Source organism: Serratia sp. GW822-FHT06D09, from assembly GCF_058799515.1.
Genome location: NZ_JBXALO010000004.1, coordinates 223,882 through 243,701, shown reverse-complemented (window position 1 = coordinate 243,701; position 19,820 = coordinate 223,882). Strand labels below are relative to the sequence as shown.

16 protein-coding genes and 1 tRNA gene are annotated in these 19,820 nt (G+C 57.3%); 9 read left to right on the top strand and 8 right to left on the bottom strand.

Annotated features, from left to right (window positions below; all coding sequences use genetic code 11):
- Positions 1–172: 172 nt before the first annotated feature.
- From rpsU to rpoD, 3 genes are all read left to right on the top strand, one after another.
- A complete protein-coding gene (gene rpsU / locus AC1RKG_RS12120; RefSeq protein WP_001144069.1) occupies positions 173–388 on the top strand; it encodes a 30S ribosomal protein S21 in 216 nt (71 codons plus the stop codon).
- A gap of 136 nt (positions 389–524) precedes the next feature.
- Positions 525–2,273, top strand: coding sequence for a DNA primase (gene dnaG / locus AC1RKG_RS12115; protein ID WP_046372583.1), 1,749 nt, complete (start codon positions 525–527; stop codon positions 2,271–2,273).
- A 157-nt stretch (positions 2,274–2,430) separates the two neighbouring features.
- A complete protein-coding gene (gene rpoD / locus AC1RKG_RS12110; protein ID WP_020831770.1) occupies positions 2,431–4,266 on the top strand; it encodes an RNA polymerase sigma factor RpoD in 1,836 nt (611 codons plus the stop codon).
- Between the two features lie 48 nt (positions 4,267–4,314).
- Here rpoD and AC1RKG_RS12105 read toward each other — a convergent pair whose 3' ends face one another.
- Complete coding sequence (locus tag AC1RKG_RS12105) at positions 4,315–4,758, bottom strand: nuclear transport factor 2 family protein (protein ID WP_420283946.1); 444 nt, start codon at positions 4,756–4,758, stop codon at positions 4,315–4,317.
- A gap of 28 nt (positions 4,759–4,786) precedes the next feature.
- Entirely contained in the window at positions 4,787–5,275 is a 489-nt protein-coding gene (gene mug / locus AC1RKG_RS12100; protein WP_116691708.1) for a G/U mismatch-specific DNA glycosylase, read from the bottom strand.
- 148 nt (positions 5,276–5,423) lie between these two features.
- On the opposite strand from mug, the gene AC1RKG_RS12095 reads away from it, so the two are divergent.
- Positions 5,424–5,500, top strand: a tRNA-Ile gene (locus AC1RKG_RS12095).
- A gap of 73 nt (positions 5,501–5,573) precedes the next feature.
- Here AC1RKG_RS12095 and AC1RKG_RS12090 read toward each other — a convergent pair.
- The gene (locus AC1RKG_RS12090) at positions 5,574–6,290 is read right to left on the bottom strand and encodes an HPP family protein (RefSeq protein WP_493183122.1); all 717 of its coding nucleotides are present in this window, start codon (positions 6,288–6,290) and stop codon (positions 5,574–5,576) included.
- Positions 6,291–6,461: 171 nt separating this feature from the next.
- On the opposite strand from AC1RKG_RS12090, the gene yfcF reads away from it, so the two are divergent.
- Entirely contained in the window at positions 6,462–7,097 is a 636-nt protein-coding gene (gene yfcF / locus AC1RKG_RS12085) for a glutathione transferase (protein WP_020831776.1), read from the top strand.
- A 70-nt stretch (positions 7,098–7,167) separates the two neighbouring features.
- Here yfcF and AC1RKG_RS12080 read toward each other — a convergent pair whose 3' ends face one another.
- From AC1RKG_RS12080 to AC1RKG_RS12070, 3 genes are read right to left on the bottom strand one after another with little or no spacing between them, the layout of a single operon-like run.
- Positions 7,168–8,412, bottom strand: coding sequence for an aromatic amino acid transport family protein (locus AC1RKG_RS12080; RefSeq protein ID WP_130017003.1), 1,245 nt, complete (start codon positions 8,410–8,412; stop codon positions 7,168–7,170).
- Between the two features lie 58 nt (positions 8,413–8,470).
- Positions 8,471–9,925: an NAD-dependent succinate-semialdehyde dehydrogenase gene (locus tag AC1RKG_RS12075; protein WP_046372577.1), complete on the bottom strand. Its 1,455-nt coding sequence runs from the start codon at positions 9,923–9,925 to the stop codon at positions 8,471–8,473.
- Positions 9,926–9,937: 12 nt separating this feature from the next.
- Positions 9,938–11,203, bottom strand: coding sequence for a 4-aminobutyrate--2-oxoglutarate transaminase (locus tag AC1RKG_RS12070; protein WP_122080273.1), 1,266 nt, complete (start codon positions 11,201–11,203; stop codon positions 9,938–9,940).
- A 128-nt stretch (positions 11,204–11,331) separates the two neighbouring features.
- Between AC1RKG_RS12070 and pdxR the strand changes: the two genes are divergently transcribed.
- Positions 11,332–12,816, top strand: coding sequence for a MocR-like pyridoxine biosynthesis transcription factor PdxR (gene pdxR / locus AC1RKG_RS12065; RefSeq protein ID WP_493183119.1), 1,485 nt, complete (start codon positions 11,332–11,334; stop codon positions 12,814–12,816).
- A gap of 14 nt (positions 12,817–12,830) precedes the next feature.
- Here the strand turns inward: pdxR and AC1RKG_RS12060 are convergent, their stop codons facing one another.
- Positions 12,831–14,450, bottom strand: coding sequence for an ABC-F family ATP-binding cassette domain-containing protein (locus AC1RKG_RS12060; RefSeq protein ID WP_187961960.1), 1,620 nt, complete (start codon positions 14,448–14,450; stop codon positions 12,831–12,833).
- Positions 14,451–14,876: 426 nt separating this feature from the next.
- Here AC1RKG_RS12060 and AC1RKG_RS12055 point away from each other — a divergent pair, with 426 nt between their 5' ends.
- A complete protein-coding gene (locus tag AC1RKG_RS12055) occupies positions 14,877–16,898 on the top strand; it encodes an oxidoreductase (protein WP_122080275.1) in 2,022 nt (673 codons plus the stop codon).
- A 44-nt stretch (positions 16,899–16,942) separates the two neighbouring features.
- On the opposite strand, the gene rlmG is transcribed toward AC1RKG_RS12055, so the two are convergent.
- Entirely contained in the window at positions 16,943–18,082 is a 1,140-nt protein-coding gene (gene rlmG / locus AC1RKG_RS12050) for a 23S rRNA (guanine(1835)-N(2))-methyltransferase RlmG (RefSeq protein WP_493183117.1), read from the bottom strand.
- Positions 18,083–18,231: 149 nt separating this feature from the next.
- Between rlmG and AC1RKG_RS12045 the strand changes: the two genes are divergently transcribed.
- Complete coding sequence (locus AC1RKG_RS12045) at positions 18,232–18,738, top strand: M48 metallopeptidase family protein (protein WP_122080277.1); 507 nt, start codon at positions 18,232–18,234, stop codon at positions 18,736–18,738.
- A 100-nt stretch (positions 18,739–18,838) separates the two neighbouring features.
- Entirely contained in the window at positions 18,839–19,819 is a 981-nt protein-coding gene (locus tag AC1RKG_RS12040) for a Gfo/Idh/MocA family protein (RefSeq protein ID WP_493183115.1), read from the top strand.
- Position 19,820: the final 1 nt, after the last annotated feature.

Genomic DNA, 19,820 nt, shown 5'->3' with positions numbered 1-19,820 from the left:
TCTATAATCAGCGCCCGATGCAAAATTGCGCATGTTTTACCAGGGTGGCCGCAGGTTTCAATTTGCTGTGGTGCTTTACAAAGCAGCATCCGTTGAAGTAAAATTCCGCACCATTTTGAAATTGCTGGCGCTTGGCCAGCAGCAAACCGAATTTTATTGAGGTGAGAGGCACATGCCTGTAATTAAAGTACGTGAAAACGAGCCATTTGACGTTGCTCTGCGTCGTTTCAAACGCTCTTGCGAAAAAGCGGGCGTTCTGGCTGAAGTTCGTCGTCGTGAGTTCTATGAAAAACCGACTACCGAACGTAAGCGCGCTAAAGCTTCTGCTGTGAAACGTCACGCGAAGAAACTGGCTCGCGAAAACGCACGCCGCACTCGTCTGTATTAATTCTTCGGGGGCAACCCCGCCGCGTGAATTTCTGATTTTAAAAATCGCGCAGACCGAGTAGTTGCATACGAAGGCCGTGCTTTCCGAAAGGAATGCGCGGCTTGTTCTCGTTTATAGGCTAGTAAAGTAAGGGCTTATGGCTGGACGAATTCCGCGCGTATTTATCAATGACTTGCTGGCTCGCACCGACATCGTCGATCTGATCGATGCCCGGGTAAAGCTCAAGAAGCAGGGCAAGAACTATCACGCGTGCTGTCCGTTCCACCACGAAAAAACGCCTTCATTTACGGTTAATGGCGAAAAGCAGTTTTACCACTGCTTTGGTTGTGGTGCGCACGGTAACGCCGTCGACTTTCTGATGAATTACGACAGGCTCGAGTTTGTCGAAACCATCGAAGAGCTGGCCACCATGCACGGACTGGAAGTGCCTTACGAGGCGGGTTCCGGACCGACGCAAATCGAACGCCATCAGCGTCAAAGCCTGTATCAACTGATGGAACAGCTCAGCGCGTTCTATCAACAGTCACTGCATCAGTCCTCCGGCACGCCGGCGCGCAATTATCTGCAACAGCGCGGACTGAGTGACGACGTTATCCGTCATTTCGCCATCGGTTTTGCACCTGCCGGTTGGGATAACGCATTAAAGCGTTTTGGTCGTGACGCCGAGTCACGCCTGGCATTGAACGATGCAGGCATGCTGGTGACTAACGATCAAGGACGCTCGTACGATCGTTTCCGTGAGCGCGTAATGTTCCCTATCCGCGACAAACGCGGGCGAGTGATCGCCTTTGGCGGACGTGTATTGGGTGACGGCATGCCGAAATACCTGAACTCACCGGAAACCGAAGTTTTCCACAAAGGTCGTCAGCTGTACGGCCTGTATGAAGCGCAACAGAGCCACCCTACCCCGCAGCGATTGCTGGTAGTGGAAGGCTATATGGACGTGGTGGCGCTGGCGCAGTACGGCATCGATTATGCCGTCGCCTCGCTTGGCACCTCGACAACGGCCGAACATATTCAGCTGCTGTTCCGCGCCACCGACAACGTTGTCTGTTGCTATGACGGTGACAGAGCCGGTCGCGAAGCGGCATGGCGCGCACTGGAAACCGCGTTGCCCTATCTCAATGACGGGCGTCAACTGCGGTTTATGTTTTTGCCCGACGGCGAAGACCCGGACACATTGGTACGCAAAGAAGGCAAAGAGGCCTTCGAACAGCGAATGGAGCAGGCGCAGCCGCTTTCCACTTTCCTGTTCGAAACCCTGATGCCACAGGTAGACCTGAGCAGCCCGGACGGCCGCGCCAAGCTGAGCACGCTGGCACTGCCGCTGATTACTCAGGTACCGGGCGAAACGTTGCGCTTGTACCTGCGCCAACAGCTCGGCAGCAAGCTGGGTTTGCTGGACGACAGCCAGTTGGACAAGCTGATGCCCAAGCAAGCCGAAAATGCGAATACTTATCAGGCGCCCCAGCTAAAACGCACAACCATGCGTATACTGATAGGGTTACTGGTACAAAATCCGCAACTGGCTACACTTATCCCTTCGCTTGAGGGATTGGAGCAGACCAAACAGGCGGGTTTGCCGCTGTTTGTCGAGCTGGTGCAGACCTGTCTGGCTCAGCCAGGGCTGACAACCGGCCAACTGTTGGAGCAGTATCGCGACAACAAATTGAGCCAACAGCTTGAAACCTTGGCAACATGGAACCATATGATCGTTGAGGATATGGTTGAACAGACTTTTTTGGATACTTTAGCCAGCCTGTACGACTCGGTACTGGAACAGCGGCTGGAGACATTGATCGCACAGGCCAGAACCCATGGCCTCAGCCCGGAAGAACGTGAAGAAGTCCGTTCTTTGAATCAGGTGCTGGCGAAGAAAAACTGAATACCAAACGGCTTAAGTGCCGATAAATGCGAGGGCAGAGCCCTGCAATATGCCGCCACAGTGGGCCGCGGCAACAACAAAAACGCCCCAAATGCTATTGTTGGCGGTTTCGCCGACCGACACCAACCCAAATACTCTGAAGTGTGGATACCGTCTTATGGAGCAAAACCCGCAGTCACAGCTAAAGCTACTTGTCACCCGTGGTAAGGAGCAAGGCTATCTGACCTATGCTGAGGTCAATGACCATCTGCCGGAAGATATCGTCGACTCCGACCAGATCGAAGACATCATCCAGATGATTAACGACATGGGCATCCAGGTTCTGGAAGAAGCACCGGACGCCGACGACCTATTGCTTGCTGAAAACTCAAACAGCACGGACGAAGATGCGGAAGAAGCTGCCGCTCAGGTGTTGTCCAGCGTTGAGTCTGAAATCGGCCGTACCACCGACCCGGTGCGCATGTACATGCGCGAAATGGGGACCGTTGAACTGCTGACGCGCGAAGGCGAAATCGACATCGCCAAGCGCATTGAAGACGGCATCAACCAGGTGCAGTGCTCGGTTGCCGAGTACCCGGAAGCCATTACCTATTTGCTGGAACAGTACGATCGCGTCGAAGCGGGCGAAGCTCGCCTGTCCGATCTGATCACCGGCTTCGTCGATCCTAATGCGGAAGAGGACATCGCCCCTACCGCTACCCACGTGGGTTCTGAGCTGTCTACCGAAGAGCAGAACGACGACGACGAAGAAGAGGATGAAGACGAAGAAGAAGACGACAACAGCATCGATCCTGAGCTGGCCCGTCAGAAATTCGCCGACCTGCGCGATCAGTACGAAGCGACTCGTGTCGTCATCAAAAAGAACGGCCGCAGCCACGCCAGCGCAGCAGAAGAAATTCTGAAGCTGTCTGAAGTGTTCAAGCAGTTCCGCCTGGTGCCAAAACAGTTCGACTTCCTGGTCAACAGCATGCGTACCATGATGGACCGCGTTCGTACTCAAGAACGTATCATCATGAAGCTGTGCGTTGAACAGTGCAAAATGCCGAAGAAAAACTTCGTCACTCTGTTCGCCGGCAACGAAACCAGCACCACCTGGTTCGAAGCGGCGCTGGCAATGGCCAAGCCATGGTCAGAGAAGCTGAAAGACGTCGCCGAAGACGTGCAGCGCAGCCTGCAGAAACTGCGTCAGATCGAAGAAGAGACCGGCTTGACCATCGAGCAGGTGAAGGACATCAACCGCCGCATGTCTATCGGTGAAGCGAAAGCCCGCCGTGCGAAGAAAGAGATGGTTGAAGCGAACTTACGTCTGGTTATTTCTATCGCCAAGAAATACACCAACCGCGGCCTGCAGTTCCTGGATCTGATCCAGGAAGGCAACATCGGTCTGATGAAAGCGGTAGACAAGTTTGAATACCGTCGTGGTTATAAGTTCTCGACTTACGCCACCTGGTGGATCCGTCAGGCTATCACCCGTTCTATCGCCGACCAGGCGCGTACCATCCGTATTCCGGTGCATATGATTGAGACCATCAACAAGCTCAACCGTATTTCGCGCCAGATGCTGCAAGAGATGGGCCGCGAACCGACGCCGGAAGAGCTGGCTGAACGCATGCTGATGCCGGAAGACAAAATCCGCAAAGTGCTGAAGATCGCCAAAGAGCCGATCTCCATGGAAACGCCGATCGGTGATGATGAAGATTCACATCTGGGCGATTTCATCGAGGATACCACCCTCGAGCTGCCGCTGGATTCTGCCACCTCGGAAAGCCTGCGCTCCGCAACGCACGACGTATTGGCCGGCCTGACTGCCCGTGAAGCGAAAGTGCTGCGTATGCGTTTCGGCATCGACATGAACACTGACCATACGCTGGAAGAAGTGGGCAAACAGTTCGACGTTACCCGTGAGCGTATTCGTCAGATCGAAGCCAAAGCACTGCGTAAACTGCGCCACCCAAGCCGTTCCGAAGTGCTGCGCAGCTTCCTGGACGACTAAGGTTCAGCTGTTGACAAAAAACCCCGGCGAGCCGGGGTTTTTTATTGCCTAAAACATGCTGTTGCCGCTGGCGGTTTTCTCCGGCACCGGTTGGGTCACGTCCCAGTGCTCCACGATTTTGCCTGCGTCATCAAGCCGGAAAATATCGATAATCGCGGCCGTCTTGCCCTTTTCTCGTCCGCTGGTCTCTACGTGCAAAATCACATAGTTGCCGTCGACAAATGCCTGTTTGATTTCGCTGTGAGAATCGGGGTAACGCGCTTTGAGCAGCTCGACAAACTTGCGGAACCCTTCCACCCCATCCTGCGCATTGGGATTGTGCTGTTTGTACTCGTCCCCCAGAAAGGGCCGTGCCGCGGCAAAATCCTTGTTATTTAACCCCTGCTGATAAAACTCCAGCACGTTATTTTTGTTCTTCAGCTCCTGCGCGCTGTTGCCCGCATGGGCAACGCCGCTTGCCAACAGCAGAGCGACCAATCCCGCTTTAATCATCGCTTTCATCCCTCAACTCCCTCTCAGATTATTTCAATGCCAGAAACAGCTCGCGATAACTCTCTGTAAGCTGCTCCAGCGTGGCACGATTCAATCCGCTGGGGTTCGGCAATACCCAAACCTCAGTTTTGCCGATCGTCATCTCCTGACGGCCCCAAGCTACATTTTTTACCCCAAAGGCGCTGCTGAACGCCTGCTTGCCCAAAACAGCCAATGCGCGCGGCTGATAGCGCAAGATTTTTTCTTTTAACGCCTCGCCGCCGCTGAGCAATTCGTCACGCGTCACTTCGCTGGCCGCGACCGTTGGCCGTGCCACCAGCGCGGTGATGCCGCAGCCGGTATCCTGCAGCTGTTGCCACTGTTCGGGCGCCAGTTGACGTTCGGTAAAGCCGGCCTGATGCACCACCTTCCAGAAGCGGTTGCTGCCGTTGGCAAAAGGGTAGCCTTGGTGGGCGGAGGAGAGGCCGGGGTTGATGCCGCAAAACACCACCCGCAGGTTTGGCGCCAGGAGTTCCATAGGGTTCGGGAGTCCATTAAAGGGGATTTACAGCGGTTATCGCAAAATCCGCCAGTAATTACAACAGGCTAGAACTGCGCATAAAAGCAACATACGGATGGTTAACTGTAGACCTGCGTCGAAGGATTGCCGTATAATCTCGCCGCTTGGCCCCTTAGCTCAGTTGGTTAGAGCACGCGACTCATAATCGCTTGGTCACTGGTTCAAGTCCAGTAGGGGCCACCAAATCTCGCTGTTTTCACAGCCAAAAAAGCCACCTTCCTAAAGGTGGCTTTTTTATTTCCATCCGCCCAAGTGATCAGCTTCCACCGCTCTTGCGTTGATGCGCTAGCTGTTCGGCACGCAGCAGGATTTCCTGCAAATCGTCCTCGTCGATATCAAACAGTTCGCCCTGCATCAGCGCCTCGTGCAGATCGGCGCGGGTGATAGACACCGCATCAATCGGCAGATTAGCCGTCTTCGCCTCGGTCGGCGCCAAAGGGTGCGGGTAGCGTCGCCCGGCCAGGTTATTGAAGACGATCGCCAGCAGCGCCAATAGCACCGAGTTCAGTAGCACCGGGTACAGCACAAAGCTATAGCCCAGTTGATGAATACCCGGGCCACCGAGAATGGCGGTCAGCGCCACCGCGCCACCGGGCGGGTGCAGGCAGCGCAGCTTAAACATCAAGCCAATCGCCAGTGCGGCCGCCACCCCGCAAGCCAGCCCCGGGTCGGCAATCAGCAAACTGGTGCTGACCCCCACTGCCGCCGCCGACATATTGCCGCCCACGATCGACCAGGGCTGCGCCAACGGGCTATTTGGCACGCCAAACAGCAATACGGCCGATGCGCCCATCGGGGCGATAAACCACAGGTTTACCTCGCCCAGAACAAAATGGCTGATCCAGCCGGCAATCATTAGCCCCAGCCCGGCACCGACGCTGGAAAGCAAAATCTCTTTTTTGCCCACCGCCAATGGGTGCGGCCACAAACGTGCGCACCCTACTTTCACTCTTTCCAACAACGGCATTTTCATGTTACTTCGTGCTGCCAAATTCAACTTAATGGCAACAAATATATCACAACGCCAGGCGTCGCCGCTCGCCGCGCTTTTCACTACGAAAATAACTTTCGGCTAACAGATTGATCTTTAGCCACTCCTCGTCAATTATCAAAGTTCGCCTCCCTTTGCCTTGAGGAAAACCCAATGTCTCAGCCGATTGCCGAACTCTATACCGACGCCGAATTTTTCAGCCCTTATGCCATGTCGGCGTTTATCACCCTGACGGAAAAAGGTATTCCCTTCACCGTGAAGCCGGTCGATTTGTCGCAGGGGAAAAACCATGAGCCGGCCTACGCGGCCCTGTCATTGACACGCCGGGTGCCAACGCTGGTGGTCGGTGAATTTCAGCTTTCGGAGTCCTCGGCGATTGATGAGTACCTGGATGAGATCCATCCTGCCCATCCGGTGTACCCACGCGATGTAAAACACCGTGCCAAAGCCCGCGAAGTTCAGGCATGGCTGCGCAGCGATCTGCTACAGCTACGCGCCGAGCGGCCGACCGAGGCAGTGTTCATTAACGGCAAGTTTCCTCCACTGTCCAACGCCGCGCAGGGTGCCGCCAACAAGTTGATTGCCGCCGTCGAAAAGCTGCTGAGTCACGGCCAGGATAATCTGTTCAGGGAATGGTGCATTGCCGACACCGATTTGGCTTTGATGCTGAATCGGCTGGTGATACATGGCGATCCGGTACCGGAAAATATTCGCCACTACGCTCACAAACAGTGGCAACGTCCTTCCGTGCAGGCCTGGTTGGCGCTGCCAGAGAAAATGCGCGGGTGATAAAAAATCGGCGGCCACGACGCCGCCGTTCTCAACTGAGAAATAACATCACTTCTTGAGGGAAGGCAAATCACCATCCCGCGGGCAGATAGCCTAACAGCGACGCGATGGCATACACCGCACTGGCCAGATACAGCAACACGATGCTGATCTGCAACAGCGGGTGGGTGATCCAGTTACACTGCCAACGCGGTGTCTGGTCTCCATGCTTGCGCGCCTCACGCAGGATCAGCATTGGCATAATCGACAAAATCACTCCGCTGAAAACCCCGGCGAAATAGAGCGCGTTAACGAATGACACCAACCCGCTGTAGGCCAGCGCGAACGGCGGCAGCACCACCAGCATCAGCACGCCGAAACGGCGCAGTGGCTGTTCGTCGTTGCCCAGCCTGAACTGGTCGAAAATATTGGTCAGGAAGCTGCCGCCGAGGCCCCAGTAAGAGGTCAGCATCGCGCACAGGGCAAAAATATTGGCGGAGAAGAAGGCCCACTGCCCTAACGCCTGGCCCCATGAAATGGTCGCCACGTCAGAAATGTTATTCAGCCCGCTGAGCGCAATCACCGACATCGGCACCGCCGCCAGCAGCACAAAGGTCACGGCCATTCCGACCATAATCGCCTTGGGCAGTTGTTCCGGCTTGTCCGAAAAACCGCGCGCCATTTCCGGCACGATATACTGCGCAGAGAAACAGAACACCACCACGTTGAATACCGGCACCATAAAGCGCCAATCACCGTCCAGCAGGTTGCGCATCTGGGTGGTGTCTTTGAGCAGCGTGGCCGCCACCAGCGCACTCAGCATGACCACCATGCCGATGCTGATAAACTTCTCCCCGCGGCCAATCGCCTTTAATCCCAGGTACAAGACCCCCGCAGCGGGTACGAAAAACAGCAGGCTGCCTATTGCCGGGGAAATGCCAAACAGGGACTGCAACAGTTTGCCGCTGCCGCTCATGTAGGCGGTCAACGCCCCAATGCTGTTAACGCAAACCGAAGCAAACATCAGCCAGGCACCGATACCGCCGACATAACGTTTCGCCAGTCCGCTCAATTGCAGATGGGCACGGGTACGCAGGGTAGATTCAGCAACGTACAGCATGGTGATAGTGGTCAGACTGCCCACCAGCACCAGCCAGAACAACAGCGGCAGAAAACCGGCCTTGCTGGAGGCGTAGGCGATGGACAGCACGCCGGCGCCAATGTTGGTGCCGACAATCATCGCCACCCCTTCAAGGAAACTCAGTGATTTGGCGGGTGCAGGCGTTCGCACCCCGGCGGCAAGCGCCGGAGAAATAGAGATGTTTTCAGAAGACATGCAGCATCCTTTGGCTCCCGGCGGCGCTGGCCACCGGGGTTGGTTAATTTCCCAGGGGTTAACAGCTCACATCGATACACAGGTATTTCAGCTCCAGATATTCTTCAATCCCGTAACGCGATCCTTCACGTCCGAGCCCTGACTGCTTCACGCCGCCAAAAGGTGCCACTTCATTGGAAATCAGACCGGTATTGATGCCGACCATGCCGTATTCCAACGCCTCCGGCACTCGCCATTGACGCGAGGCGTTCTGCGTGAACAGATAGGCGGCCAACCCGAACTCGGTATCGTTGGCCATGGCGATAGCTTCCGCCTCGTCATGGAAACGGAACAGCGGTGCCACCGGGCCAAAGGTTTCCTCTTTGGCGAAGCGCATTTTCTGCGTCACGCCGGTCACTACCGTAGGCTGGAAGAAGGTACGACCCAGCTCATGCGGCTGACCGCCGATAGCGATTTGCGCGCCCTTGATCAATGCATCGTCGATATGGCTCTGCACTTTTTCCACCGCATCCTGGTCAATCAACGGGCCCTGAGTGGTGCCCGCCTGACTGCCGTCACCGACCTTCAGTTGCTCGACCGCCGCCACCAGCTTATCCACCAGCCGGTCATAGATGCCGTCCTGCACGTAGATACGGTTGGCGCAGACGCAGGTCTGGCCGCTATTGCGGAATTTGGAGGCCATAATACCCGCCACGGCCGCGTCCAGATTGGCGTCGTCGAAAACGATCACCGGCGCATTGCCACCCAGCTCCAGCGACAGCTTTTTGATGGTTGGCGCGCACTGCGCCATCAGAATGCGGCCGACCTCGGTCGAACCGGTAAAGCTCAACTTGCGTACCACCGGGCTGTCACACAATACTTTGCCCACCTGAGCGGCATCGCCGGTCACGATCTGCAGCACCCCCGCCGGAATGCCGGCGTCCTGCGCCAGCTTGCCCAACGCCAGCGCGGTCAGCGGCGTTTGTTCGGCCGGTTTAACGATGATTGCGCAACCTGCTGCCAGCGCCGGCGCCACCTTGCGGGTGATCATTGCCGCCGGGAAGTTCCACGGAGTGATCGCCGCACAAACGCCGATGGGCTGTTTTACCACCACCAGACGTTGTGAAGCCTGCGGCGCTTGCAGTACCGCGCCATCCACTCGCTTGGCTTCCTCAGCAAACCAGGTGATAAACGAGGCGGCATAAGCCACTTCACCGCGCGCTTCCGCCAGCGATTTGCCCTGCTCCGCGGTCATCAACTGGGCCAGATCTTCCTGCGCCGCCAGCACCTTGTCGGCCCAGGTCAGCATCAAAGCGGAACGCTGTTTGGCGGTCAGTTGTTTCCAACCTTGCTGCGCAACCTGCGCAGCGTTAATCGCCTGTTGAGTTTCTTCGCCGCTGACTAACGGAATACTGGCCAGCTCAACGCCGGTCGCCGGATTGATGACCGCTTCACGTTTACCGCTCAGCGCATCGCACCACTCGCCGTTAATCAGGCACTGGCTGCGCAGCAGCTCGGGGTTATTCAATTTCATACCGGTCACTCCTTATTGAGCCAGCGCGCGGGAAAGAATGCCCAGCGCCTTGGTGAACTGGTCTTCAGGAATGGTCAGTGGATACAGGAAGCGGATCACGTTGCCGTTAACACCGCAGCTCAGCAGCAGCAGGCCTTCTTCCAGCGCTTTCTGCTGCACCTGGCGGGTGATCTCGGCCGAGGGTTTGCCGGTCTTGGGATCGTTGAACTCCACCGCCACCATCGAACCCTGCGCACGAATATCCGCAATCGCCGGGCTGGTCTGACGGGCCTGCTGCAGCACCTCCACCAGATGCTGGCCCAGGCGTTGAGAACGTTGGCATAGCTGCTCTTCTTCAATCACATCCAGCACCGCCAGCGCTGCCGCCACCGCCAGCGGGTTACCGGCATAGGTGCCACCCAGCCCGCCCGGTGCCGGGGCATCCATCACCTCTGCACGACCGGCTACGGCCGACAACGGCATGCCGCCCGCCAGGCTTTTCGCCATGGTGATCAGATCGGGTTTGACGTTGTAATGATCCATGGCAAACAGCTTGCCGGTACGGGCAAAACCGGTTTGCACTTCGTCGGCAATCAGCAAAATGCCGTGTTCGTCGCACAAGGTGCGCAACGCCTGCATAAACTCGGCCGGTGCGACGTTGAAACCACCTTCACCTTGCACCGGCTCCAGCACGATGGCCGCAACCTGCTTGGGATCGATATCCGCTTTAAAGATACGCTCCAGGCTGTTCATCGCATCTTCGGTGGTCACGCCATACAGCGCATTCGGATACTGGCCGTGGAACACCGATCCCGGGAATGGCCCGAAGCCCAGTTTATAAGGCGCCACTTTGCCGGTCAGCGCCATGGTCATGTAGGTGCGGCCGTGGAAGCCGCCGCCGAAGGTGATCAGACCCGGACGGCCAGTGTGGGCGCGGGCAATTTTGACGGCGTTCTCTACCGCTTCCGCCCCCGTGGTGAAGAACGCGGTTTTACATGGTCCTTCGATCGGCGCACACTGGTTGATGCGTTCGGCCAGCGAAACGTAGCTTTCGTAAGGGACAATCTGGTAAGCGGTATGGGTGAAGGCCTTCAGTTGCTTCTCAATGGCAGCGATCACCTTCGGGTGGCGGTGTCCGGTATTCAATACGGCGATACCGGAGGCAAAATCGATAACTTCATTCCCTTCGACATCCCACAGCGTGGCGTTCTCGGCGCGTTCGGCGTAAAAGCCGCACATCACGCCGACCCCACGTGGGGTGGCATCCTGACGACGTTGATTCAATTCTGCGTTTTTCATGTTGTTCTCTCCAGTCGGTAGTCGGTGCCAGCTAAACGGTTTGTTCACATTCGTGAAACAATGACGTTTATTTACACAGGATGTGGCCCTATAATCGAGAGCCAGTTACGATTAATTGAGGGATCCAATTGCGCTCACTGAGTGGTGACCTGCTGTTGCAACGTCTTGGCGAACAGCCGGATGATAAGCTGCATAAGCGGCTTTATAATGCGATCCGCACCAGCATTTTGGACGGTAGCCTGCCGCCCTCCAGCCGCCTGCCCGCCTCACGGGATTTAGCCCAGGAGCTCAGCCTTTCTCGTAACACTGTATTAACCGTTTATGAACAACTCTTGGCGGAAGGATATGTCTTGGCGCGCGCCGGAAGCGGTACATTCGTCGCCGAAACCGTCCCGGACAGCTGTTTATCCACCGTCAGCGCGCCAGCAGGCAGTGACGGGGAACAGCGGCGGATTGAACTGTCAGCGCGCGGTGCCACCCTGCTGCACCACGCCAGCGCCAGCCCCAAACAGTGGGGCGCCTTTATCCCCGGCGTGCCTGACGTCAATGCTTTCCCACACCAGTTATTCAGCAAGATCCAGGCGCGTATCAGCCGTCGTCCGGCCCCGCAGAAGTTGACCTACAGCAACCAGGGCGGCAGTCCGGAGCTGCAGCATGCGCTGGTGGACTATCTGCGCGTAGCGCGCTCGGTACGCTGTTCGCCAGAGCAAATTCTGATTACCGAAGGCATCCATCAGGCGATAGATCTGGTGACGCGCATGCTGTGTAATCCGGGCGACGACGCATGGATTGAAGAACCGGGCTATTGGGGGATCCGCAATATCCTGCGGATGAACGACGTGAATATCTGCCCGTTGGCGGTGGATGAAGCCGGTATGGTGCCACCGGAACAGCCTACCGAGGCGCCGCGGCTGATTTTCGTCACGCCGTCGCACCAGTACCCACTGGGATCGGTGATGAGCCTGGCGCGTCGGCAAAGGTTATTGGCCTTGGCGCGCAACGCCGGCAGTTGGATTGTTGAAGATGACTACGACAGCGAGTTTCGCTTTTCCGGTCAGCCGATCCCGGCGTTGCAGGGCTTGGAAGCCGACGCGCCGGTGATCTATATCGGCACCTTCAGCAAAACGCTGTATCCGGCGCTGCGACTGGGTTATGTGGTGTTGCCGAATCCGCTGATGGCGGCGCTGAAAACCGCACATGCAGAGCTGTATCGCGGCGGCCATTTGCTGATCCAGACCGCGCTGGCGCAGTTTATTCAGGAAGGCCACTACAGCGCACATATCCGCCGCATGCGCCTGCTGTATGCCCGGCGGCGCGCCTTCCTAACCGGTCTTATCGAGCAGCATCTGGGTAAGCAGGCCCTGAGTGAATTCAATAACAATGCCGGGCTGCACCTGATCCTCAACCTGCCGGACCAGGCGGACGATGTGGCAATTGCCGCCGCAGCCAATACGCGTGGCGTACTGGTACGGCCGCTGTCGCGGTACTACATGTTGCCCAACCATCGCCGCGGCCTGCTGATGGGCTTTGCCTGCGTACCGGAAGAGCAGATGGCCGCCGCTTTTACCCTGCTGTTGGAGTGCATCCCCCCTGAAAACAGAAGGCGGCCCTAAGGCACGAATGAGCTTCATAAGCTCTGAAGGTGCCATTCCCCCACCTGCCACTGCAAACGATGGGTCAATTTCAGCGCCTGCAGGAAGTTTTCATCATGAGAAACCACCAGCATCGCGCCGGGGAAGCTGGCCAGCGAAGCCTCGATTGCCAGTGACGACGCCAGATCCAAATGGTTAGTCGGCTCATCCAGCAACAACAACTGCGCCGGCTCTCGACGCCACAGCATGCAGGCCAGCGCCGCCTTCAGTCGTTCGCCGCCGCTCAGCACCGCCATCGGCAACAGCACGCGTTCGGCGTTTAGCTGCAACTGCGCCAATTGACTGCGTACCGTACCCTCATTGAGCGGTGAATCCTGCAGCCCCAGATGCTCAACCACAGACAGCGAAAGATCGAGCTGTGAAAGGGTTTGATCGAGGTAAGCCGTCGACAGTGGGCAGTGACAACTCCCCGCTTTGGCCGCCAACTGCCCCAGGATCACCTTCAGCAACGTGGATTTTCCGCAGCCGTTCGGGCCGGTCAGCGCCACGCGCATCGGGCCATCAATGCGAAAATTCAGCGGCGGCATGGTGATAAAAGGCAGTTCCAACTGTTCGAGTACCAGCACCTGTTTGCCCGCTACCACGGCGCTGCCCGGCAGGGTGAGCATCACCGGGCAGTCGTCTTCCACCCGCTGATAGGCATCGCGCACGGCGGCATCGAGAGCGTCCTTCTGGTCCTGATGCTGCTTGCGCAGCGTGCCGAGGCTTTCTTTGGCCGCCGCTTTGTAGGCCACACGCTCAAAAGACGCGATATTGAGCGTATCGACGGTTTTCAGCGTTTGCGCAGAGCGCCGTTGGCTGATGTCGTGTTCTTTCTGCTGCCGGGCCCGGGTGCGCCGCCGTTCCTGGCGCGCGTGTTCCAGCCCGGCTCGTGCGGCCTGCTGCTCCAAATCACGCTGGCGGCGATAGTCGTCGTAGTTGCCGCCGTAGCTGTGCAGTGCGCCCGGCGTCAGTTCGACAATGCGCTGCATACGCGCCAACAGCTGCCGATCGTGGCTGGCCACCAGCAAGCCCCCACGCCACTGTTCCACCTGTTGATACAGCCAGTCGCGGCCCCGGCCGTCGAGGTGGTTGGTCGGTTCGTCGAGCAACAAAAAATCCGCGTTGCTCAGTATCGCCCCACACAGCGCGGCACGCATTCGTTCACCGCCGCTCAAATCGCTCACGGGGCGTTGCGCATCGAACGCCGGTAACCCGGCGGCGACAAAGGCAGCCTGCAGACGATCGCGCAGATCCCACTGACCTTCCAAAAGATCGAGATCGTCCGCCAGCGGTTGCCCCTGCTCAAGGCGGGCCAATGCGGCAAATATCTCACCGTAGCCCAGCAGTTGGGCCAGCGTAGTCTGTGGGGAGAGCTCCGGCTGTTGCGCGACGTAAGCCAGCGATGCATGGGATTCAACATGTCCGCCACCGGGATGATCCAGTCCGGCGATCAAACGCAGCAAGCGCGTTTTGCCGACGCCATTGCGCCCAACCAGGCCACAGCGTTGCTGATCGAAAGTCAAATCCAAGGGACCGAACAGCGTTTCGCCGTCAGCGAACTGGCAGATCAGGTGATGTAAAACAAAATGAGGGGATTGCGCAAAATGAGCCATAAGCACTCCTGAATGAAATCAAAATATCCCCACAAGGCACCGGTGTGCGCAACGTGGGACAAGATATCAGCAGGCGTGTGTGTTCATTTTCGGTGATGGCTCCGTAGAGAAAGGGAATTTATGACGAACGAATGCTAACCCATTTGTTGTTCACCATGCAAACAGAGGCACAGATTCATGACATCTATCACATTCAGCGCAACGCAGATTCCCAACGACAGAGACAACGGCTAGATTTATCTCATCCGACCACTTGAGGTCGCACATAATAATAACTACAGATCATACCCAATAGCTTTCACGCGGCAGCGAGGCAGCAAGTTCGCGAGTCTCCAGGAGCTTACTCAGGTAGGTGACTGGGGTGAGCGAATGCAGCCAACAACGCTGCAGCTTGAAAGATGAAGGGGATGAATGATGGAGACTGCAATGAGCAATTACCCACACCTGCTGGCGCCGCTGGATCTCGGCTTCACCACCCTGAAAAATCGGGTGCTGATGGGATCGATGCACACCGGCCTGGAAGAACTGCCGAATGGCCCCGAGCGCATGGCCGCTTTCTATGCCGAGCGCGCTGCAGCCGGCGTGGCGTTGATCGTCACCGGCGGCATCGCCCCCAATGAAAAAGGTGTGGTCTATCGCGGCGGCTCAACCCTGAGCCACCCGGAGCAGGTCGACCATCACCGCATCGTCACCGACGCCGTCCACAAGGCCGGCGGTAAAATTGCGCTGCAGATCCTGCATGCCGGTCGCTACAGCTACCAGCCGCAGCCGGTAGCCCCCTCCGCGCTACAGGCGCCGATCAATCCCTTTACCCCTACCGCACTGAGCGAAGCGGACATTCTGCAAACTATCGCAGACTTCGCGCAGTGCGCGGCTTTAGCTCAACAGGCAGGTTATGACGGCGTCGAAGTGATGGGTTCCGAAGGCTATCTGATCAACCAGTTCCTGGTCGCACGCACCAACCAGCGTGATGATCAATGGGGCGGCAGCTTCAGCAACCGCATGCGTTTTGCCGTGGAGATCGTCCGGGCGGTACGCCAGGCGGTCGGCCACGAATTTATCCTGATTTACCGCCTTTCGATGCTCGATCTGGTTGAGGATGGCTCCAGTTGGCAGGAAATCGAACAGTTGGCGCTGGCCGTTGAGCAAGCCGGGGCCACTATTATCAACACCGGCATTGGCTGGCATGAGGCGCGTATCCCCACCATCGCCACCATGGTGCCACGCGCCGGATTCAGTTGGGTGACCCGCAAGCTAATGGGTAAGGTGCGCATTCCGCTGATCACGACCAACCGCATCAACGACCCGGCGGTAGCGGAGCAGGTCTTGGCCGACGGCTGCGCCGACATGGTATCAATGGCCCGCCCGTTCCTGGCCGACGCCGCTTTTGTGCAGAAAGCCGCCGAAGGGCGTGCCGATGAAATCAATACCTGCATTGGTTGTAACCAGGCTTGCCTCGACCAGATTTTTGAAGGCAAACTCACCTCCTGCCTGGTGAACCCTCGAGCCTGTCGTGAAACCGAGATGCCGCTGGTGGCAACGGAGAAGCCGAAAAAGCTGGCGGTGATCGGAGCCGGGCCGGCCGGATTGGCCTTTGCCACTACCGCAGCCAGCCGCGGCCACCGGGTGACGCTGTTCGATGCCGCCGATCAGATTGGCGGCCAGTTCAATATCGCCAAGCAGATCCCCGGTAAAGAGGAGTTTCATGAAACGCTGCGTTATTTCCGTCGCCAATTGACGCTGCAAGAGGTCGATGTGAAGCTCGGCACCTGGGTGACGGCGGCCGATCTGGCGGAGTTCGACGAAGTGATCCTTGCCTGCGGTATTGTGCCGCGTACCCCGGCGATCCCCGGTATCGACAACGCCAAAGTGTTGACCTATCTGGATGTGCTACGCGATAAAAAGCCGGTCGGCCAGCGCGTGGCGATTATCGGTGCCGGCGGCATCGGCTTCGATACCGCCGAATACCTCAGCCAACACGGGGTGTCGAGCAGTCTGGATCCGGCGGAATTTAACCGTGAATGGGGTATCGATGACCAGCTTAGCCAACGCGGCGGGCTGGCGGTGCAGGGGCCAGTGGTTGCCCGCCCTGCTCGGCAGATCTACCTGCTGCAACGCAAAACCAGCAAAGTGGGCGAAGGCCTGGGGAAAACCACCGGTTGGATCCACCGCACCAGCCTGGCGATGCGCGGTGTAAAAATGCTCAACAGCGTGAACTACCAACGCATTGATGATGAAGGCCTGCATATTTCACGCGCCGAACAGGAAAGCTGCCTACCGGTGGATACGGTGATTATCTGCGCCGGACAGGAACCCAGACGCGAACTGCAGCAACCGCTGCTGGAGATGGGAAAAACCGTGCATTTGATTGGGGGTGCGGACGTCGCCGCCGAGCTGGATGCCCGCCGCGCTATCGATCAGGGTACGCGGCTGGCAATGGCACTTTAATTCGCTAATCATGGAGGGGCGCATTCACCGCGCCCCTCGGTCAATCAGTAACGTGCGCCGGATTTCACCGCTCTGAGGATCACAAATTTCTTGTTGGATGCCACAACGGTGCAGTTGCCAAACAGGCGCTTCAGCTTATGGTGGTAATCCAGATGACGGTTGCCGACGATGCGCAACTCGCCACCGACCTGCAGGCAACGCTTGGCGTCGCAGAACATCTGCCAAGCGGTGTGATCGGTGATCGCATGCTGTTGGTGGAACGGTGGGTTGCACAGTACCGCCTGCACGCTTTCACGCTCAATCCCCGCCAGTGAGTTGTTCACCTCAAACTGACAACGATCCAGATCCTGCGGCAGGTTGTGCTCTACGTTCAACTCGCTGGATGCCACCGCCATATAAGACTCATCGACAAAAGTCACCTGAGCCTGCGGATTCTGCGCCAGTGCCGTCAGGCCAATCACGCCATTACCACAGCCAAGATCGACAATATGGCCTTCCAGATCCTTCGGCAGATGCTCCAGGAACAGGCGCGCGCCGATGTCCAGATTGCTGCGCGAGAACACGTTGGCATGGTTGTGGATAAGCCAATCCGTGCCGTCCAGCGTCCAGTTGGTGGTTTCCGGGGCCGCCGGCGGCACAATGTCCGTCACTTCGCAGTGGATCAGACGCGCTTTCTTCCATGCCAGGCTGGTGCGCGTTGGGCCAAGCACCTTTTCAAACAGCTGCATGGTCGAGGTGTGCACGTCACGCGCCTTGGCTCCGGCGATAATGACCGTATCCGGCGCCACCACGTTGCGCAACGAGCGCAGTTGCTGTTCCAGCAGTGCCAGCGCTTTAGGAATGCGGATCAGCACCACTGCCGGTGATGCAGGCAGTTCGCCCAGGCTGTCCAGCAGCGTCACCTGCTCCGGATCCAGTTCATTGAGCTTCAGGTTATGGCGCGTTGCCAACTGACTCATGTAGGAATCGCTGATGCTGTAAGGCTGATGAGCGTGCAGTGCGCAGGCCAACGTGCCGAAGTTGTCGTTGAAAATCAGCACCGGGCGATCGCCAATGTTTATATTTTCAAGCTGTTGCAGCAGATATTCGTCCGCCGCTTCCCACGCCTGCAGTTGGGTGGATTCTTCCTGTTGGGGATAACGTTCCAGCTCAAGTTGCTGTGTTCCCAGATCGAGTTGGCTCATTGCCCCTCCTGACTGATAAAATTTGGGCTGTTTATCCCCTAAAAACGTCCGGCAGTAAAATGTTTTTTCGGATAAATTGCCCTTTGCGGGCTTTGCACGAAAAAACATCATACAATGACCCGCTCAATTGAGGCCAAAACGGGAAGATGATGTCCGAACTGACCTACCTGCAGGGCTACCCTGAACATCTGCAAAGCCAGGTGCAGCAGTTGATCGACCAACGACGCCTGGGGGATGTGCTGTTGCAGCGCTATCCGCAAGTGCATGACTGCACTACCGACAAGTCGCTTTATCAGTTTACCGTCGATCTGAAAAACCAGTATTTGCGCAACGCTCAACCGCTGAGCAAGGTGGCTTACGACGGTAAAATTCAGGTGATGAAACACGCGCTGGGCATGCACACCGCCATTTCCCGCGTGCAGGGTGGCAAACTGAAGGCCAAGGCGGAAATCCGCGTGGCGACGGTCTTCAAGCTGGCGCCTGAGCCGTTTTTGCGCATGATCGTGGTACATGAGTTGGCGCATCTGAAAGAGAAAGACCACAACAAGGCCTTCTACAGCCTGTGCTGCCATATGGAACCCAATTACCATCAGTTGGAGTTCGACACCCGGCTGTATCTGACCCACCTCTCCGTGTTTGGCGATCTGTATGCATAGCGAGATTCGCCTTCTGTAAATGCCGTGATAATCTGATTCTTTCTACCCTGTGCGACGCGTGAAGCGCATAGGGTACAGCGCCTGGGAACCGGAGATATCTATGATTCGCTTTGCCGTTGTGGGCACCAACTGGATTACGGAACGCTTTATCGACGCCGCGCACGAAAGCGGCAAGCTGAAATTGACCGCCGTCTATTCGCGCAAGCTGGAAAAAGCGCAGGAATTTGGCGCCAACTACCACGTCAGCCTGTTTTTCGATTCCCTTGAAGCATTGGCCCAATCTGATGCCATCGATGCGGTTTACATCGCCAGCCCCAACGCCCTTCACTGCCAACAATCGCTGCTGTTCCTCAGCCATAAAAAGCATGTGATTTGCGAAAAGCCGCTGGCGTCCAACCTGCGTGAAGCCGAAAAGCTGGTGGCCTGCGCGCGTGAAAATCAGGTGGTGCTGTTCGAAGCTTTCAAAAGCGCTCATCTGCCGAATTTCCTGGCCCTGCAACAGGCGTTGCCGCAAATCGGCAGGTTGCGCAAAGCCTTCCTCAACTACTGCCAATACTCGTCACGCTACCCGCGCTATCTGGCCGGCGAGAATCCGAACACCTTCAATCCGCAGTTTTCCAACGGCTCAATCATGGACATTGGCTATTACTGCCTGGCCAGCGCCGTAGCCCTGTTCGGCGAACCGAAATCGGTGATTGCCAGCGCGGCGCTGCTGGATACCGGTGTGGATGCCCACGGTACCGCTTGCCTCAACTACGGCGATTTCGACATCACCCTCTCCCACTCCAAAGTCAGCAACTCGGAGATTCCTAGTGAGATCCAGGGCGAAGAAGGAACGCTGGTGATTGAGAAAATTTCTGAGTGTCAGGGCGTGGTGCTGACCCCACGCGGCGGCCATCGTCAGGATCTGACCCGTCCTCAGCACATCAATACCATGCTGTATGAGGCACAGGTGTTCGCCGACCTGGTGGAAAAACGGCAGGTGGAACACCCGGGGCTGGAGAATTCACTGGTTATCGCCCGCCTGCTGACCGAAATTCGCCGCCAGACCGGCGTGGTCTTCCCTGCCGACGGAGAGTGAC

Coding starts and splice junctions, on each gene's coding strand:
- AC1RKG_RS12070 (WP_122080273.1), bottom strand. CDS start 11,203: ATGAAAAACGCAGAATTGAATCAACGTCGTCAGGATGCCACCCCACGT.
- rpsU (WP_001144069.1), top strand. CDS start 173: ATGCCTGTAATTAAAGTACGTGAAAACGAGCCATTTGACGTTGCTCTG.
- AC1RKG_RS12060 (WP_187961960.1), bottom strand. CDS start 14,450: ATGGCTCATTTTGCGCAATCCCCTCATTTTGTTTTACATCACCTGATC.
- mug (WP_116691708.1), bottom strand. CDS start 5,275: ATGGAACTCCTGGCGCCAAACCTGCGGGTGGTGTTTTGCGGCATCAAC.
- dnaG (WP_046372583.1), top strand. CDS start 525: ATGGCTGGACGAATTCCGCGCGTATTTATCAATGACTTGCTGGCTCGC.
- rpoD (WP_020831770.1), top strand. CDS start 2,431: ATGGAGCAAAACCCGCAGTCACAGCTAAAGCTACTTGTCACCCGTGGT.
- AC1RKG_RS12105 (WP_420283946.1), bottom strand. CDS start 4,758: ATGATTAAAGCGGGATTGGTCGCTCTGCTGTTGGCAAGCGGCGTTGCC.
- rlmG (WP_493183117.1), bottom strand. CDS start 18,082: ATGAGCCAACTCGATCTGGGAACACAGCAACTTGAGCTGGAACGTTAT.
- AC1RKG_RS12090 (WP_493183122.1), bottom strand. CDS start 6,290: ATGAAAATGCCGTTGTTGGAAAGAGTGAAAGTAGGGTGCGCACGTTTG.
- AC1RKG_RS12055 (WP_122080275.1), top strand. CDS start 14,877: ATGAGCAATTACCCACACCTGCTGGCGCCGCTGGATCTCGGCTTCACC.
- AC1RKG_RS12080 (WP_130017003.1), bottom strand. CDS start 8,412: ATGTCTTCTGAAAACATCTCTATTTCTCCGGCGCTTGCCGCCGGGGTG.
- AC1RKG_RS12045 (WP_122080277.1), top strand. CDS start 18,232: ATGTCCGAACTGACCTACCTGCAGGGCTACCCTGAACATCTGCAAAGC.
- yfcF (WP_020831776.1), top strand. CDS start 6,462: ATGTCTCAGCCGATTGCCGAACTCTATACCGACGCCGAATTTTTCAGC.
- AC1RKG_RS12075 (WP_046372577.1), bottom strand. CDS start 9,925: ATGAAATTGAATAACCCCGAGCTGCTGCGCAGCCAGTGCCTGATTAAC.
- AC1RKG_RS12040 (WP_493183115.1), top strand. CDS start 18,839: ATGATTCGCTTTGCCGTTGTGGGCACCAACTGGATTACGGAACGCTTT.